Consider the following 17,155-nt stretch of genomic DNA (forward strand, 5'->3'; position numbering starts at 1 on the left):
CCATCCTAGCGAACGCACGGGCCCGCGGCTTCTTCGCGGTGGATGCCGGCTACGACTCGAGCAGTCTTCGCAGCTGGACGCCGACGCGTTCATGCTCGATGAGAAAGCCGTCGTGGCCGAAATCGGAGGAGATCACCACGGCATCCTTCCCGTCGATTCCGTTCGGCAAGAGCGTCGCGATGTCGAGCTGCGTCGACATCGGGAAAAGGCGATCGGAGTCGATACCGACCACGAGGCTGCGTGCGGTGACAGCGGAGAGCGCCTGCGCGACGCCTCCTCGACCACGACCGACATCGTGCGAGCTCATGGCATTCGCGAGCGTCAGGTAGCTGTTGGCGTCGAAACGGCGCGTGAACTTGTTTCCATGGAAGTCGAGGTAGCTCTCGACGGCGAAGCGGCCGCCGGCTCCGAGCGGGTCGATGTCGCTCTGCCAGCTTCGGCTGAAACGGTGGTTGAGTTCGCTCGGCGAACGATAGCTGAGGAGGGCGAGCCTCCGCGCGAGCGCGAGGCCACGGTGCGGCCCGTCCCCATCCTTCGCGTCGTAGTAGTCGCCGCCTTGGAAACCCTCATCCATGCGGATGGCCTCCACCTGGACGGAATTGAGCGCGATCTCGTCGGCGTCGCTCACGGCGGGGGCTGCCAGGATCGCGACACGATCGGTGCGGTCCGGGTGCATCGCTGCCCACTCGAGCGCCTGCATGCCGCCCATCGAACCGCCGACGATCGCGGCGAACCGACGGATCCCCAGGCTGTCGGCGAGAGCAGCCTGGGTGGAGACCTGGTCGCGGATGCTCAGGTAGGGGAACCTCGACCCCCACTCCTGCCCATCCGGTGCCGAGCTCGCAGGTCCCGTCGTGCCCTGGCATCCGCCCAGCATGTTCGGGGCGAGGACGAACCAGGTGTCGGTGTCGACGGCGAGGCCGGGCCCGACGATCTCGGACCACCATCCGCTCGTCGGATGTCCGGGGCCGGCCTCGCCCGTGACGTGGCTGTCGCCGGTGAGGGCGTGCAGGATGAGCACGGCGTTGCTCGCATCGTCGTTCAGCCGACCCCAGGTCTCGTACGCGACGCGCACGGCCGGCAGCGAACCGCCGAACTCGAGGGACTGTGCGCCGAGCGAGGCGAATCGCCTTCCGCCGGAGGGGTCGCCGTCTCGCCACGCTCCCGTCGCAGGGGGTTTCCCGAGGAGCGTCCGGATGTTGGCTTCCGTGATGAACCCCGAGGGGACGGAGTCGGCAGCCGTCTGCCAGTCCATCATTCCCTCGCTTCCCGCCGCGATACGCCGCGGCGCCCACCGTACTACGCCGCGAGCGCTGCCCTGGACGCCGCCAGACCCTGCTCGAGGTCGGCGATGATGTCGTCGATGTTCTCGAGCCCGACCGAGAGGCGCACGAGCCCCGGCGTAACGCCCGCCGTGAGCTGCTGCTCGGGTGTGAGCTGGGAGTGGGTCGTCGACGCGGGGTGGATGATCAGGCTTCTCACATCGCCGATGTTCGCGACATGGCTGAACAGTCCGACGCTGTCGACGAGAGAGCGCCCGGCGGCCACACCGCCCTTGAGCTCGAACGAGAGCACGGCACCCGTGCCGAGTGGCGCATAGTCCTTGCCGCGTTCGAACCACGGGCTCGACGGGAGACCGGCGTACGACACGGAGGCGACATCCGGGTGGGCCTCGAGCCACTCCGCGACGGCCTGGGCGTTCTGTACGTGGCGCTCGACCCGCAGGCTCAGCGTCTCGATGCCCTGGATGAGCTGCCACGCGCTCGCCGGCGCGATCGCAGAGCCGAGGTCGCGCAGGAGCTGGACCCGGGCCTTGATGATGTAGGCGATCGCGTCGCCGAGCACCGTCGTGTAGCTCGCGCCATGGTACGAGGGGTCCGGTTCGGTGAGGCCGGGGAACTTCTCGACGTTCTTGCTCCACGCGAACCTGCCGCCGTCCACGATGACACCGGCCATGACGGTACCGTGCCCGCCGAGGAACTTCGTCGCGGAGTGGACGACGATGTCGGCGCCGTGCTCGAACGGGCGCACCAGGTACGGTGTCGCGATCGTGTTGTCGACGATGAGGGGAACTCCGGCGGCGTGCGCGGCATCCGCGACGGTGCGGATGTCCAGGATGTTGATCCTCGGATTTCCAATCGTCTCGGCGAAGAAGGCCTTCGTGTTGGGCCTGACCGCCCGGTTCCACTCGTCCGCGTCGTCCTGGTCCTCGACGAACGTCGTCTCGATTCCGAGCTTGTCGAGGGTGTACTTGAAGAGGTTGTACGTGCCTCCGTAGATCGATGAACTCGCGACGATATGGTCTCCGGCCTTCGCGATGTTGAGGATGGAGAAGGTCGTCGCCGACTGCCCGGACGCGAGCAGGAGCGCGGCGGTTCCGCCCTCCAGCGCGGCGATCCGCTGCTCGACGACATCCTGGGTAGGGTTCTGGATCCGCGTGTAGATGTTCCCGAACTCGGCGAGTGCGAACAGGTTCTTCGCGTGGTCCGCGCTGTTGAACACATACGCGGTGGTCTGGTAGATCGGGGTGGCTCTCGCGTTCGTCACCGGGTCCGGCTGCGCGCCGGAGTGGATCTGCTTGGTCTCGAACTTCCAGTCGGCCGATGCCTCAGACATGATGGTGCTCCCTCGAATCGTGCGGAACGAGCATTCGTCGTCCGATTCCATCGAGATTAGGAATCCCGATGGACGAGGTCAACGCGCGATGACACACGGGGTAACGAAGGGTCGTCCTCGATCGCATCGGAGGCGAACAGCCAGCGCGGATTCGGCTGGATGATGGGCCGGAAGAGACGGCGGACCGGGTCGCTCGCGAGAACGAGCGAGATGGCGACGGCCGCGATCATCATGAGGGCGAGCCAGGTCGCCGACGAGTGGGCCCCACCGAGAAGGCCGCTCTCGCGCAGCGGGTAGAGCAGGAAGCTGTGCAGGAGGTACACATACATGGTGGCGCGCCCGAGTGGGGTGATCACGGTCGCGTGGCGAGGAACGAGCGCGAGGAACGACGCGCTGAGAACGACCGCGAGCGCGATGAGAAGGATGCGCATGCCTCCGGCGAGGAGGGTGTCGGCTCCGAGCCTCGAATACGAGTCGTCGTAGAAGAGCCAGTGGTGAAGGTCCATGTCCCGCCAGATCGGTGTCGTACTCCAGATCAGTCCGGCGAGGGTCACGAATACCCCCACCGCCGCTGCCCGGATCCACCACACCGCTCTCCTGGACGAGAGCCACCATCCGGCGACGTCGGTGGTGGACAGCTTCCAGCCGAGGACGAAGAACGGCAATATCCCCAGGGTCCGCGCGAGGGAGAACGTGCTGTCGACGCCGTTCAGGTAGCCGACACCGATGGACACGACGACCGAGATCGTGAGCGGCCAGCGCAGGAGCGCCAGGTAGGGGAGGACGAGGCGGAATATCGCGAGCGAGAGAAGGAACCACAGGGTCCAGGATGGGGTGGTCGGGTCGAAGCTCGTGGTCCCGTCGATCATGAACTTCACGAGCGACCACGCGGCCTCCATGATGAGATACGGCACGATGAGCTCAGTGAAGAGCCGGAGCATCGAGCGTTTCGTCGGCGGGACGGATTTGGAGAAGTATCCGCTGATGATCGCGAACGCCGGCATGTGGAACGCGTAGATCACGAGATAGAGCGTGAGCGCATTGTCGGACTCCGCGGTCAACCGCTGGATCGCATGCCCCATGACGACGAGAGTCACGGCCAGGAAGCGCGCGTTGTCCCAGAGCGCGATGCGCCCTGAAGAATCCGGTCCGACCAGTCCCTGCCCGGAACCGGCCCGCTCGGTCGACCTTGCTCGCTCGCTCACTTGATCCTTGCTATCAGTCCAATCGGGGCCGCTCCTGACAGACTGGTGGGAGGACGGTGAGAGGAGACGGAATGTCGACGAGACGGGCAGTGGTCACGGGGGCGAGTTCGGGAATCGGTGCGGCGACGGTGCGATTGTTCCGTTCTCACGGCTGGGACGTCGTCGGGGTCGCGCGCCGCACCGAGCGTCTCGAGGCGCTCGCGGCCGAGACCGGAGCATCCGTGTTCACCGCCGATCTCACGGTGCAGGACCAGGTGGATGCCCTTCGGGACCACCTTGCGGCGACCGGGCCCATCCACACCCTGGTCAACAACGCCGGCGGCGCGTTCGGCATGGCTTCGGTGGAGGACAGCGACCCGGAGGACTGGGCGCGCATGTTCGACGTCAACGTCGTTGCCGTTCAGCGAGTGACGAGCGCACTCCTGCCTCTCCTGAGGGACGGAGCTCGGGAGGGAGGGCACGCCGACATCGTCATGCTCTCCTCGATCGCGGGCCTCGTGCCCTACGAGGGCGGCGGCGGATACAACGCCTCTAAGTTCGCGCTGCACGCCGTCACAGGGGTGCTGCGTCTGGAGCTCGTCGGTGAGCCGATTCGGATCATCGAGGTCGCGCCGGGAATGGTCAAGACGGACGAGTTCTCCCTCACGCGGTTCGGGGGAGACCGGGCGCGGGCGGATGCGGTCTACGCCGGCGTCGACAACCCGCTCCTGGCGGAGGACATCGCGGAGGTCATCGTACTCGCGAGCGAATTGCCGGGGCACGTCAACCTCGACCTCGTGACCGTCAAACCGGTGGCCCAGGCCGCCCCGCACAAGGTCGCGAGGGTTCCGCTCACGCCGAAGGGCTGACGTCGTCCAGACGTGCGAAGGCCAACGCCGCGAGGTAGGCGGCCGCATCCGGAAGCACCGAGTCGTCGAACCGGGCGAGGTTCGAGTGGTTGTACGGCGCGGTCTCAGGATCGAGCTCCGGCGGGCACGCGCCGACGAAGACGAACGCGCCCGGCACGGCGAGCAGCACGGAGGCGAAGTCCTCCCCTCCGGCGACGGGTGTCTCCGCGATGCTGAATCGCTCCGGTCCGAACATGGAGCCCGCCACCCTCTCGGCGAGGTCGACGTGCCCTGCGTCATTGAGGAGGGGAACGGTGACGACGGAGAACTCGATGTCTGCGCTCAGGCCGTGGGCCTCGGCGATCCCGGCCACGAGCTGGGAGGAGAACTTCTCGACGGCAGCCAGGTTGGCCTCGGAGAATGTTCGAACCGTCGCACCGAAGGAGGCCTCGCTCGGGATGACGTTGCTCGTTCCCCGCTCGCCTCCGCTCAGCCATCCGACCGTGATGATCACGGGATCGAACGCGCTGAAGCGCCTCGTCACCATCGTCTGGAGTCCGGTGACGATCTCGGCGAGCGCCTGGTTGGGATCGAGCGCGGTCTGCGGCGCCGATCCGTGGCCTCCACGGCCGCGCACCGTGACATCGAGTGTCGCCGCTGATGCCATGAGCGCCCCCGGCCGGGTGACGAAGTGTCCGAGGGGCGCGCTCGTCATGACGTGGAGTCCGTATGCGCCGACGAGTTCGCCTCGAGCATGCGCGAGCAGTCCCTCATCGAGCATGTGATCGGCGCCCCGATAGCCCTCCTCGCCCGGTTGCAGCATGAACAGCACCTCGCCGGCGAGCTCATCCCGATGCGTCGTGATCAGATGGATCGCACCGACCGCTATCGCCGCGTGCAGGTCATGACCGCAGGCATGCATCCTGCCGGGGATCTCCGAAGCGAAGTCCAGACCAGTGTCCTCCTGGAGCGCCAGGGCATCGAGATCGGCGCGCAGCAGGACCGTCGGCCCCGGTTTCCCGCCGCTGATGCGCACGATCGCGCCCGTCATCGAGTCCGTCCGCGTGATCTCGATCGGCAGCTCGGAGATCGAGGCGATCACGCGATCGAGCGTCTTCGGCGTCTGGAGTCCGAGCTCCGGATGCCGGTGGATGTCTCTGCGCACCGACTGGAGTTCGCTGAGGTAACCAGCCGCTTCCGTCGCGAGGTCGGCGAAATTCACGCGCGCACCTCCTCTGCGTCCTCGACCGTCGCATCGTCGGCGAAGGCGAGCCTGGGCACGAAGAACAGGAGGACCGCGGCGATGAGCGCACCGACCCCGCAGATCGCCCACACCAGGTAGTAGCCGAAGAGGCTTCCCGCCGTCGAACCGGCGACCTGTACGGCCCCGATCGTGAGGACTATCGCGAAGACGGAGGACGCGAAGGATCCGCCGATGGTCTTCGTCGTGTTCGTGAGCGCAGACGCGATCCCCGTCTGCCCCCGCGGAGCCGCTGCTGCCGCTGCCGCGGGCATGGCGCCCACGAGGGCACCGCTGCCGAGCCCGGCTATCGCCATGTTCATGAAGACCTGCCAGGTCTCCAGGTGGAATGGGATGAACGACAGGTATCCGATGGACACGAGGAACGCCGCGGCGATGAGGGCGAATCGCGGTGTTCTCCACCGGGAGACGAGGGGGAAGAGAAGTGCGCCGACGATCATGGAGATGAGATACAGGCCGATGAGTATCGAGATCGTGCCGGAGGTGAGGCCGAGCCCGTATCCGAGTGCCCGATCGGTCCCGGCGTAGGTCGACAGCGGCGCCTGGGCGCCGAGCAGGCTGATGCCGACGAGGAACGCGGTCAGCTGCACCGGCCACATGTTCGGCTGAGCGAAGACCCGGATGTCGATGGCCGGGTCCTTCTGCCGCAGCTCGAACCGAACGAAGGGCCAGAACGTTGCCATGCCGGCGATCATGATGGCCCATGGCCACCACTGGTCGTCGTTGAACTTGAGGAAGGTCAGGCCGGACGTGATCAGCAGAAGGCCGATCGTGAGGATGGAGAACCCGATCCAGTCGAGAGTGCGACCGGGGAGCGACTCGGACTCCGGCACGCCGAACAGGATGACGAAGAACACGAGCGACACCGCGATGGCGGGAACCATGAGGGTCGGAACAACCGAGGCGGCAAGGTGCTCAGGGCCGCCGAAAGCTTCGAAGACGGCCGATCCGCCGAGGGCTCCTGCGATCGCGCCCGCCTCGAGCCCCACGATGAGGAGTCCCGCTGCCTTGCGCGTGTCGGACGCTGCGCGGCCGCTGCGCCTGCCCTTGTCGAAGATGAGGGCGATCTCGAGCGGCAGCCACACGACGTAGAAGGCCTGGAGAGTCCAGGCGATGAGGAAGCTCGTGAAGTCGCCGGCGAACGCGAGCCACCAGGTGGCGCCGGCGGTGAGCACTGTCGCGACGAGGAGGATCTTCTTGTGCCCGTACATGTCGCCGAGCTTCGCGAGGATCGGCACGACGAGTGCCGAGAGCAGGAGCTGAGCCCCCTCGAAGATGTTGAAGTCGGCATCCCTGATCCCGAGGTATTTCACGAGGTCCGGGATGAGCGGCACGTAGAACCCCTGAAGGATCCCGCTCACGAATTCGACGAAGAACAGGAATCCGATGAGCCCCACCGTGACCGCGCCGGCTTTGCCGCGAAGAAGAGTCATGAACGCACACTAGCGCCTCGTGCGGTCGTAGTCTGCTGTCATGGCGGCTCCGAAACCCCTGTCTGAACTGGTGGATCCCGGGTGGGCCGCTGCCCTCGCTCCCGTCTCGGGCGACATCGCGAAGATGGGGGACTTCCTGCGCGCGGAGGTCGCATCCGGCCGCGGCTACCTCCCGTCGGGCGAGAACGTCCTGCGGGCGTTCCGGTATCCGCTGGATCGCGTGCGGGTTCTCATCGTCGGGCAGGACCCGTATCCGACGCCGGGGCATTCGATCGGCCTGTGCTTCGCCGTCGATCGCCGGGTTCGACCCCTGCCGCGAAGCCTGCAGAACATCTATCGTGAGCTGCACGACGACCTCGGAGTGGTGCCGCCGCCGCACGGGGACCTGACGAGTTGGGCGGAACAGGGCGTCATGCTCCTCAACAGGGTGCTGACGGTGCGACCGGGTGCATCCGGGTCGCATCGGGGCAAGGGGTGGGAGCCGGTCACCGAGGTCGCCATTCGCGCCCTCGTCGCGCGGAAGACCCCGCTCGTCGCCATTCTCTGGGGCAGGGATGCCCGAAACCTCGAACCGCTCCTCGGCTCGACTCCGATCGTCGCATCCGCTCACCCGAGCCCGCTCTCGGCCAGCGGCGGTTTCTTCGGATCGAAGCCGTTCAGCCGCGCGAACGATCTTCTCCAGGCCCAGGGCGCGGAACCCGTGGACTGGGCGTTCGGAGACGATTCGCCACCGTCCGGGTAATCTGCTTTACTTATTCTATGTCAACTAGCACAACTATCGATGTCAGGGGATTGTCGAAATCCTTCGGGCAGGTGCAGGCCGTGACGGATCTCAGCTTCACGGTCAGGCCGGGGGTCGTCACCGGTTTCCTCGGGCCGAACGGGGCGGGGAAGACGACGACGCTGCGGATGCTGCTCGGGCTCGTGCGTCCGAGCGGGGGAAGCGCGACGTTCGGCGGCCGGGCATATCGTGAGCTCGCGAGGCCCCTCGCAACGGTGGGAATGGCACTCGAGGCCTCGAGCTTCCATCCGGGCCGCTCGGCCCGGCACCACCTGTCCGTCTACGGAACCGCAGCGGGCATTGCGAAGAACCGGGTCGACGAGGTTCTCGGCCAGGTCGGGCTGGGGGACTTCGCGGACCGTCGGGTCGGCGGCTACTCGCTCGGCATGCGCCAGCGCCTCGGGCTCGCGTTCGCCCTCCTCGGCGACCCGGGCGTTCTCGTGCTCGATGAGCCGGTCAACGGGCTCGACCCTGAGGGCATCAAGTGGATCAGGTCGTTCCTGAGGCAGCTCGCGGGGGAGGGTCGCACGGTTCTCGTGTCCTCCCACCTGCTCAGCGAGGTCCAGCAGAGCGTCGACCAGGTCGTCATCATCTCGCGCGGAGAACTCGTCTACGACGGCGGGCTCGCCGCCCTCGACGGCGGGACGCGCATCCTCGTCGACTCACCGGATCGAGCGGGCCTCGAATCCGCGCTCCGCTCAGCGGGCGCAGACGTGCTCGCCCTCGAGGACGGCCTGGCGGTCACGGGATCGAGCGCGGCAGACGTCGGCGCCATGGCGCTGACGGCGGGTATTCCCCTCAGCCGGCTCACACCGGAGCATACGGGCCTGGAGAAGGCCTTCCTCGACCTCGTGGGAGAAGGTGGTCGGCCGTGATGTTCCTCCGGGCGGTTCGCTCCGAATTCCAGAAGATCCTCACCGTGCGGATGTGGTGGGTCCTGCTGATCGTGCTCGTCGGCTACGTCGCGTTCACGTCCGGCCTCCTCGCGGGCGTGTTCGGCGGACTCGGCGACCAGCTCGCGTCATCCGGAGGCAACGCCCCCGACATCACGGATGCTGCGCTGCCGCCCATCATCTACAGCATCGCGTCGAGCATCGGCTACGTGTTCCCCGTGCTCTTCGGCACGCTCGCGACGACCTCGGAGTTCCGGCACCAGACGCTCACCCCGACGTTCCTGGCGCAGCCTCACCGCGGAACGGTCCTCGGAGCGAAGCTCGTGACGCTCGCCGTCTTCGGTGCGCTCTACGGCATCGCGGCCCTCGTGGCGAGCGTGGGGCTCGGCGCATCGATCCTGAGCGCAACCGGCCACTCCACAGCACTCGGGGACTCCGACACCTGGGCGCTGCTCGCGCGCGTCGTGCTCGCGATGGCGATCTGGGCGATCATCGGGGTCGGGCTCGGCGCACTCATCCCGAGCCAGGTCGCCGCGATCGTGATCGTGCTCGCCTTCACCCAGTTCCTCGAACCGATCCTGCGGTTGATGACCTCGCTCGCGGACTGGGCGGCCGGTATAGGCCAGTACCTCCCCGGTGCGGCGAGCGACGCGCTCGTCGGATCGAGCATCTTCACCTCGATGACCGCCGCGGCATCCGGCGCCCAGTCGCTCGAGTGGTGGCAGGGTGGGCTCGTCCTGTTCGGGATGGCGATCGTCGCGGCGGGGCTCGGCTATCTCACGAGCTGGCGAAAGGACGTCACCTAGACCTGCTGACGCCGGACGGGATTCAGTGCGCTCGGAACAGCTTGAGGGATGTCGGGGTCATCGCGAGCGTTGTGCCCGGCGCGTGCTCCTCGGACTCGATCGTGTCGTTCGCGCTGTCGAACAGCAGCGTGTACGACTGGACCCCCGAGTGCGTGGGGAGGGTGACGGTCTCGTCGGCCTCCACACCGTGCACGATGAGGAGGATGCGGTTGAATCCGTCGACCTCGTGATTCGCCGCGGCGAGGTATTGCAGCGTCCGTTCCGACGGCGAGTTCCAGTCGTCGATCGACATCGTCTGGCCCGAGGCGTTGAACCAGTCCATCTGGGTCGCCGTGTCGAGCGTCTCGCCCCAGACGCCGAAGCTCCTCGGTCGGACGGCCGGGTTGTCTTTCCTGAACCGGATGCCGGCCCTCGTGATGTGCAGCATGTCTCGTTGCCATCCGTCGAGCTTCCAGGGCAGCCAGCTGAGTTCGTCATCGTGGCAATAGGCGTTGTTGTTCCCCCGCTGGGATCGGCCGATCTCGTCGCCTGCCGTCAACATGGGCGTGCCGGCTGAGAGCAGGAGCGTCGCCAGGAGGTTCCGCATCGCCTTGCGGCGCACCGTCGTGATGACGGGGTCGTCAGTCGGTCCTTCGACCCCGTGGTTGAACGAGTGGTTGTCGTTCGTCCCGTCCCGGTTGTCCTCACCGTTGCCGAGGTTGTGCTTGCTGTCGTAGGCGGTGAGGTCGGCCAGGGTGAATCCGTCGTGAGCCGTGACGAAGTTCACCGACGCTATGGGTCCGCGTTCCGCGGAGAACTCGTTGGACGAGCCGGACAGCTTGGTGGCGAGAGGCCCGATGCCGATCGGCGCTGTGCCGTGCGCCCTCGCGGACGCGATGTCGGTGAGCCAGAAGTCCCGTACGCGGTCCCGGTATCCGTCGTTCCACTCGAGCCAGCCCTGCGGGAATCGACCGGTCTGCCACCCGTTCGGGCCGACATCCCACGGCTCTGCGATCATCTTCACTCCGGAGAGGTCTGGATCGCTCACAATGGATTTCAGGAGCGGATGCTGCGGGTCGAAATTCCCCTCGGCATCTCGACCCAGTGTTGCGGCCAGGTCGAAACGGAAGCCGTCGACCTGCATCTCGTTCGCCCAATAGCGCAGCGAATCCATGATGAGGCGCTGGGCCACCGGGTTGGACGCGTCGATCGAGTTGCCGCACCCGGTCACGTCGATGTAGTCCCCGGAGGCGCTCTGCCGGTAATACGTGCGGTCGTCGAGTCCGCGCAGGCTCGTTGTCGGCCCATCGGGCCCCTCCTCGGAGGTGTGGTTGTAGACGACGTCGAGGATGACTTCGATCCCCGCCTCGTGCAGCAGCTTCACCATTCCCTTGAATTCGCGCACGACGGCCGCGGACCCGGCCTCCTGGGCTGCCGCCGACGCCCACGCCATGTGCGGGGTAAAGAAGTTCAGGCTGTTGTAACCCCAGTAGTTGCTGAGTCCCATCTTCACCAGGCGTTGCTCTGTGACGAACTGGTGCACCGGCAGGAGCTCGACGGCGGTCACCCCGAGTTCGTTCAGGTACGCGATGGTCGATTCGTGAGCGAGGCCGGCGTAGCTCCCGCGCAGCCCGGAGGGGACATCCGGATTCAGCTTCGTGAGTCCTTTGGCGTGCGCCTCGTAGATGACGGTGTGATCGATCGGGGTCACCGGCTTTGCCGTTCCACCCCAGTCGAACTCGTCGTCGACGATGCACGAGCGCCACTCGCCGTTTCCGGCTCGGGACAGCCCCCTCGAGTACGGGTCGATGAGGTTGCGGTTGGGGTCGAACCGGTTGGGCGCCGCCGCCCCCCTCGAACCCGTATCGGCAGCGGCGCGCAGCGTGTAGTTCCTGCCTGCGACGAGCTTCGGGGAAGTGACGGTCCAGACGTCGCCGACGGTCTTCTCGAGCGGGATCGTGTCGGTGATCCAGTAGGGGTCCTTCCGCGAGAACAGGCACAGTTCGATGGATGCTGCGCTCGCCGAATACACTCGCACTCTGCCACCGTGCTCCGTGAGCCTGGCCCCGAGGTCGTGCAGGGGGTCAGTGGTGGACATCGTTCTAGAGTAATTGAGTACCGGCCGTCGCAGGTCAACGCCGACGGCCACCCAGGGACGGGAGCGCAGGATGGCGGTGTACCTCGACCACGCCGCGACGACGCCGATGCTGCCCGTCGCCCGCGATGCCATGATCGACGCCTTGGATGTCGTCGGCAATTCCTCGTCCATCCACAGTGCGGGACAGAACGCGCGGCGCATGCTCGAGGAGGCGCGCGAGGCGATCGCGGGGAGCCTCGGTTGCGATCCGATCGAGGTCGTCTTCACCTCGGGAGGTACCGAGTCGGTCAACCTCGCGATCAAGGGGATGTTCTGGGCCAGGTCCGCCGCGGGCGCCGGTAGGCGCATCCTCGTCCCGCGGGGGGAGCACCACGCGACGATCGACACGGTCGAATGGCTCGAACGCACCGAGGGCGCCATCGTCGAATGGCTGCCGACGGACGAGCTGGGCAGGGTGTCGCTCGAGGCCACCGAGTCCGCGCTCTCCGCTCACCACGATGTCGCGCTCGTGACCACCCTGATGGCGAGCAACGAGGTCGGCACCATCCAGCCGGTCGAGGGGGTCGTCCGACTCGCGACGCGCGCCGGCGTCCCTGTGCACGCGGATGCCATCGGCGCCTACCGCCACCTTCCGATCGATTTCTCCTCCAGCGGGCTCACGGCGCTGTCGGTCTCGGCCCACAAGATCGGCGGGCCACTCGGCATCGGGGCGCTTGTCGTCTCCCGTACGGCAGCGATCGAGCCGCTCATCCACGGCGGAGGTCAGCAGAGGAAGGTGCGCTCCGGTACGCAGGATGTGCCGGCGGCGGTCGCCTTCTCAGCTGCGGCGCGGCATCCGACGATGCCGTTGACCGGCCTTCGTGACCGTCTCATCGCGGGCGTGCAGAGTGCCGTCCCGTCTGCGGTCCTCCGCGGCGATCCGATCGATCGCCTCGACAACAATGCGCACTTCACCTTCCCGGGTTGTGAGGGCGACTCCCTCCTGTATCTCCTCGATGCCGCGGGGGTGTGCGTGAGCACCGGCTCGGCATGCCAGGCCGGGATCCCCGAGGCGAGCCACGTCCTCCTCGCGATGGGGTTGACGGAGGCTGAAGCACGTGGTGCGCTTCGGATGACGCTCGGGGTGGCCTCCACCGACGCCGACGTCGACACGCTCCTGTCCGCGCTTCCGGCCGCGTACGACCGTGCAGTGCGGGCGGGTCTCTCGACCAGGGTGAGTGCCCTCTGACCGTCCCGTTTGCACTGGCCGTCCCGTTTACACTGGACGGGTGAAGGTTCTGGCGGCGATGAGCGGGGGAGTCGACTCCGCGGTGGCTGCCGCGCGCGCCGTCGACGCCGGCCACGAGGTCGTCGGAGTGCACCTGGCGCTCAGCCGCATGCCGGGGACCCTGCGCACCGGCAGCCGCGGCTGCTGCACGATCGAGGACTCGATGGATGCGCAACGGGCGGCCGATCTCATCGGCATCCCGTACTACGTGTGGGACTTCTCCGAGCGATTCAAGCTCGATGTCGTCGACGACTTCATCGCCGAGTATGCAGCGGGGCGCACGCCCAACCCGTGCCTGCGCTGCAACGAGCGCATCAAGTTCGCCGCCCTGCTCGAGAAGGCGCTCGATCTCGGGTTCGATGCCGTGGCGACCGGCCACTACGCGAACATCGTGACGGATGACGACGGCAACCGCGAGCTCCACCGCGCAGCGGACTGGGCGAAGGACCAGTCTTACGTTCTCGGCGTCCTCACGGCCGAACAGCTCGCACACAGTCTCTTTCCGCTCGGGTCGACCCCGAGCAAGGCCGAGGTGCGCGCCGAGGCGGCGGCCCGCGGGTTCTCCGTCGCGAGCAAGCCGGACAGCCACGACATCTGCTTCATCCCGGATGGCGACACCCGCGGCTGGCTCGCGGAGCGCGTCGGGGCGGAGCAGGGCGACATCCTGGACCGCGACGGTGCGAAACTCGGAACTCACGAGGGGGCGGCAGCGTTCACGGTGGGCCAGCGCAAGGGGCTCAATATCGGGTTCCCCGCCGACGACGGCAAGCCGAGGTTCGTGCTCGAGGTGCGCCCAAAGACCAACGAGGTCATCGTGGGCCCGCGTGAGGCGCTCGACCTCTCCGAGATCGCCGGCTCGCGGTTCTCCTGGGCGGGGCGACCGCCGCAGGACCTGGGGTCGCCGCTCGAGTGTATGGTGCAGATCCGTGCCCACGCCGACCCCGTTCCGGCGACCCTCAGCCATCGCGATTGTGAACTCGTCGTGAATCCGGAACAGCCGCTCAGCGGCGTCTCACCCGGCCAGAGCGCCGTGATCTATCTCGGAACGCGCGTGCTCGGGCAGTTCACGATCGACCGGACGGTCTCCGCGGCGCCGATTCACGTCGGCTGAGCACCGCTTCACCCCATGCCTGTCGGCTGAATGCCGCGGCGCCGATTCCGGTCGACTGGGCGCCTCCTTGTAGAATTCAGGAGGCTTCAGGAACCAAGCCGGGTTCGCTCGCCTCCCGCCGACAATCGTGAGGTTTTCCGTGACCGCCAATCCGCTTGCACCACCGTGGCTCGCCGTGCCGGCCGATGCGAATGCCCTCGCAGAGGGCGTGTGGCCCGCCGGCGCCGCGCGTGCCACCGGCGGGGGGCTCGACCTCGCCGGGGTGTCCGCGGTCGAGCTCGCCTCCCGATTCGGGACTCCGCTGTACGTCCTCGACGAGTCGGATGCCCGATCGCGGGCGGCCGGCATCCGCACTGCATTCGCCGACGCGTTCGCACCGCACGGAGCAGCAGTCACCGTCTACTACGCGGGCAAGGCATTCCTCTCCTCCGAGGTCGCCCGATGGATGGCGGACGAGGGGCTCGGCCTGGATGTGGCGAGCGGCGGGGAGCTCGCGGTCGCCCTCGCATCCGGGTTCGACCCTGCCCGCATCGGATTCCACGGGAACAACAAGAGCCAGGATGAGCTCGACCGGGCGATCGGGGCGGGGATCGGTTCGATCGTTCTCGACAGCGAGCTGGAGCTGGAGCGGGTCGCGGCCGCCGCGGCGAGACTCGGTGTCGTCCAGGCGGTGCGGGTGCGCGCGAACTCCGGGGTGAACGCCCACACGCACGACTACCTCGCCACCTCGCGCGAGGACCAGAAATTCGGCATCGCGCTCGTCGACGTGCCCGCCATCGTCGCGCGGATTCGCTCGGTCGAATCGCTGCGGTTCCTCGGACTGCACTCGCACATCGGATCGCAGATCTTCGACGCCGCCGGCTTCGTGGAGGCGATCGGCAGGCTCATGGCGGTCCATGCCATGCTTCTGGAGTCCGGGCCGGTGCCCGAGCTGAACATCGGCGGCGGATTCGGCATCGCATACACCTCGGCCGACCGACCCATGCCGATGGGGGAGCTCGCCTCGGCGCTCGCGGAGGCGGTCGCTCGGGAGGCGGAGCGATTCGGCGTCCACGTGCCCGGCATCTCGATCGAGCCGGGCAGGGCGATCATCGGGCCCGCAGGCGTGACCCTCTACACCGTGGGGACGATCAAGGATGTCGACGTCTCGGTCGCGGACTCCAGCGCCATCCGACGCTACGTGAGCGTCGACGGCGGAATGAGCGACAACGTGAGGCCGGCGCTGTACGGTGCCGAATACTCTGCACGCCTGGCCAATCGCCGCTCGGATGCCTCGCCGGTTCTCGCCCGCGTCGCGGGGAAGCACTGCGAGAGCGGTGACATCGTCGTGCACGACGAGTACCTGCCCGGCGACGTCGCCCCGGGCGATATCCTCGCGGTTCCGGCCACCGGCGCCTACTGCTGGTCGCTGGCGAGCAATTACAACTATCTGGGTCGCCCGGCCGTGGTCGCCGTGGCGAACGGTTCGGCGCGACTCATCGTCCGGCGCGAAAGCGAGGCCGATCTCCTGTCCAGGGATGTCGGACTCAGTGAACACAGTGCAACCGAAGGAGCGACCCGATGATCGAATACCGCAACCTCCGGGTCGCGCTGCTCGGCGCAGGCAACGTCGGGGCCGAGGTCGCATCCCTGCTGATCGCGCATCGCGATGAACTCGCGGAGCGCATCGGGGCGGGGCTCGAACTCGTCGGTATCGCCGTTCGCGACGTGGATGCCCCGCGCACGACGGAACTTCCGCGCGAGCTGTTCACGACCGACGCCGAGTCGCTCATCCTGGGCTCCGACATCGTCATCGAGCTCATGGGCGGGCTCGAACCGGCACGCGAATACATCCTGCAGGCGCTGAACTCCGGAGCGGATGTCATCACGGGGAACAAGGCGCTCCTCGCCACCCACGGACCGGAGCTGTTCGAGGCGGCGGAACAGGTGGGTGCGCAGCTCTACTACGAGGCGGCCGTCGCGGGTGCGATCCCCATCATCCGGCCGCTGCATGACAGTCTCGCGGGCGACCAGGTGCGCAGAATCCTCGGAATCGTGAACGGGACGACCAATTTCATCCTCGACCGCATGCACACGACGGGTGTGACCCTCGAGGAGGCGCTTGCGACCGCCACGGAACTCGGCTTCGCCGAAGCGGATCCGACCGCGGACGTCGACGGTTTCGACGCGGCCCAGAAGGCGGCGATCCTCGCGAGCCTCGCCTTCCACACCGTCGTACCGCTCGAATCCGTCCATCGGGAGGGCATCACCGGGATCTCGCTCGGCCAGGTGCAGGCGGCAACCCGTGCGGGGTACGTCATCAAGCTCCTCGCGATCTGCGAACGGCTCGTCGACGCGGAGGGCACGGATGGCGTGAGCGCGCGGGTCTATCCGGCGCTCGTGCCCGAGGACCACCCGCTCGCCGCAGTGCACGGCGCGAAGAACGCCGTGTTCATCGAGGCGGACGCAGCCGGCGACGTCATGTTCTACGGCGCCGGCGCGGGAGGCCGGGAGACGGCATCCGCCGTGCTGGGAGACCTCGTCTCGGCCGCAAGGCGCCACGTCATCGGCGGCCCCGGCATCGCGGAGTCGAGGCATGCGAACCTGCCGGTCCTGCCCATGTCGAGCATCACGACGCGGTATCAGATCACGCTCGCCGTCGTGGACCAGCCCGGCGTGCTCGCCGAGATCGCGAATCTCTTCCGGGATCACGGGGTTTCCGTCGAGACTCTCGTGCAGTCCGTCGCGAGCGACACCGAGCACCCGGATCCAACCGCTACCCTTGTGATCGGCACTCACGAGGCGTCCGAATCTTCCCTTGCAGCGACCGTCACAGCCCTGGCCGCAACTTCCGTCGTCGAATCCGTCGTTTCCGTCTTGAGAGTAGAAGGCCTGTGAG

General features: G+C 67.3%; 14 protein-coding genes. 8 read left to right on the top strand and 6 right to left on the bottom strand.

From position 1 onward, the window contains the following. Positions 1-49 precede the first annotated feature (49 nt). From metX to BKA04_RS11070, 3 genes are read right to left on the bottom strand one after another with little or no spacing between them, the layout of a single operon-like run. Complete coding sequence (gene metX, locus BKA04_RS11060) at positions 50-1,255, bottom strand: homoserine O-acetyltransferase MetX (RefSeq protein ID WP_104096765.1); 1,206 nt, start codon at positions 1,253-1,255, stop codon at positions 50-52. Positions 1,256-1,299: 44 nt separating this feature from the next. Further along, positions 1,300-2,616, bottom strand: coding sequence for a bifunctional o-acetylhomoserine/o-acetylserine sulfhydrylase (locus BKA04_RS11065; protein ID WP_104096766.1), 1,317 nt, complete (start codon positions 2,614-2,616; stop codon positions 1,300-1,302). Between the two features lie 56 nt (positions 2,617-2,672). After that, a complete protein-coding gene (locus BKA04_RS11070) occupies positions 2,673-3,821 on the bottom strand; it encodes an acyltransferase family protein (protein WP_232842040.1) in 1,149 nt (382 codons plus the stop codon). A gap of 71 nt (positions 3,822-3,892) precedes the next feature. Between BKA04_RS11070 and BKA04_RS11075 the strand changes: the two genes are divergently transcribed. Continuing rightward, entirely contained in the window at positions 3,893-4,669 is a 777-nt protein-coding gene (locus tag BKA04_RS11075; RefSeq protein WP_104096465.1) for an SDR family oxidoreductase, read from the top strand. On the opposite strand, the gene BKA04_RS11080 is transcribed toward BKA04_RS11075, so the two are convergent. After that, positions 4,653-5,870 carry a M20 metallopeptidase family protein gene (locus BKA04_RS11080; RefSeq protein ID WP_104096466.1) on the bottom strand — a complete coding sequence of 406 codons (1,218 nt, stop codon included), beginning with the start codon at positions 5,868-5,870 and terminating at the stop codon, positions 4,653-4,655. The genes BKA04_RS11075 and BKA04_RS11080 overlap by 17 nt on opposite strands. After that, positions 5,867-7,342 carry an MFS transporter gene (locus tag BKA04_RS11085; RefSeq protein WP_104096467.1) on the bottom strand — a complete coding sequence of 492 codons (1,476 nt, stop codon included), beginning with the start codon at positions 7,340-7,342 and terminating at the stop codon, positions 5,867-5,869. The genes BKA04_RS11080 and BKA04_RS11085 overlap by 4 nt, the downstream gene beginning before the upstream one ends. A 40-nt stretch (positions 7,343-7,382) precedes the next feature. Here BKA04_RS11085 and BKA04_RS11090 point away from each other — a divergent pair, with 40 nt between their 5' ends. The 3 genes from BKA04_RS11090 to BKA04_RS11100 are packed head-to-tail and all read left to right on the top strand — an operon-like array spanning position 7,383 to position 9,822. After that, complete coding sequence (locus tag BKA04_RS11090) at positions 7,383-8,084, top strand: uracil-DNA glycosylase (protein ID WP_104096468.1); 702 nt, start codon at positions 7,383-7,385, stop codon at positions 8,082-8,084. A gap of 17 nt (positions 8,085-8,101) precedes the next feature. Next, positions 8,102-8,998: an ABC transporter ATP-binding protein gene (locus BKA04_RS11095; protein WP_104096469.1), complete on the top strand. Its 897-nt coding sequence runs from the start codon at positions 8,102-8,104 to the stop codon at positions 8,996-8,998. After that, positions 8,998-9,822: an ABC-2 transporter permease gene (locus tag BKA04_RS11100; protein ID WP_104096470.1), complete on the top strand. Its 825-nt coding sequence runs from the start codon at positions 8,998-9,000 to the stop codon at positions 9,820-9,822. Before BKA04_RS11095 ends, BKA04_RS11100 begins: the two co-directional genes overlap by 1 nt. 22 nt (positions 9,823-9,844) lie before the next feature. Here the strand turns inward: BKA04_RS11100 and glgX are convergent, their stop codons facing one another. Beyond that, positions 9,845-11,899: a glycogen debranching protein GlgX gene (gene glgX, locus BKA04_RS11105; RefSeq protein WP_104096768.1), complete on the bottom strand. Its 2,055-nt coding sequence runs from the start codon at positions 11,897-11,899 to the stop codon at positions 9,845-9,847. Between the two features lie 70 nt (positions 11,900-11,969). On the opposite strand from glgX, the gene BKA04_RS11110 reads away from it, so the two are divergent. The 4 genes from BKA04_RS11110 (at position 11,970) to BKA04_RS11125 (ending at position 17,154) form a co-directional block, all read left to right on the top strand. Further along, positions 11,970-13,127 (top strand): cysteine desulfurase family protein, encoded by a 1,158-nt coding sequence (locus BKA04_RS11110; protein WP_104096471.1) that lies wholly within the window; start codon positions 11,970-11,972, stop codon positions 13,125-13,127. Positions 13,128-13,167: 40 nt separating this feature from the next. Beyond that, complete coding sequence (gene mnmA, locus BKA04_RS11115; protein ID WP_174719829.1) at positions 13,168-14,277, top strand: tRNA 2-thiouridine(34) synthase MnmA; 1,110 nt, start codon at positions 13,168-13,170, stop codon at positions 14,275-14,277. Between the two features lie 139 nt (positions 14,278-14,416). Then, on the top strand, positions 14,417-15,841 hold the full coding sequence (lysA, locus tag BKA04_RS11120; RefSeq protein WP_104096473.1) for a diaminopimelate decarboxylase: 1,425 nt from the start codon (positions 14,417-14,419) through the stop codon (positions 15,839-15,841). Further along, positions 15,838-17,154, top strand: a complete 1,317-nt coding sequence (locus BKA04_RS11125; RefSeq protein WP_104096474.1) for a homoserine dehydrogenase — start codon at positions 15,838-15,840, stop codon at positions 17,152-17,154. The genes lysA and BKA04_RS11125 overlap by 4 nt, the downstream gene beginning before the upstream one ends. Position 17,155: the final 1 nt, after the last annotated feature.

Origin of the sequence: Terrimesophilobacter mesophilus (assembly GCF_014200375.1) — a bacterium.
GTDB classification, from domain to species: Bacteria; Actinomycetota; Actinomycetes; order Actinomycetales; family Microbacteriaceae; genus Terrimesophilobacter; species Terrimesophilobacter mesophilus.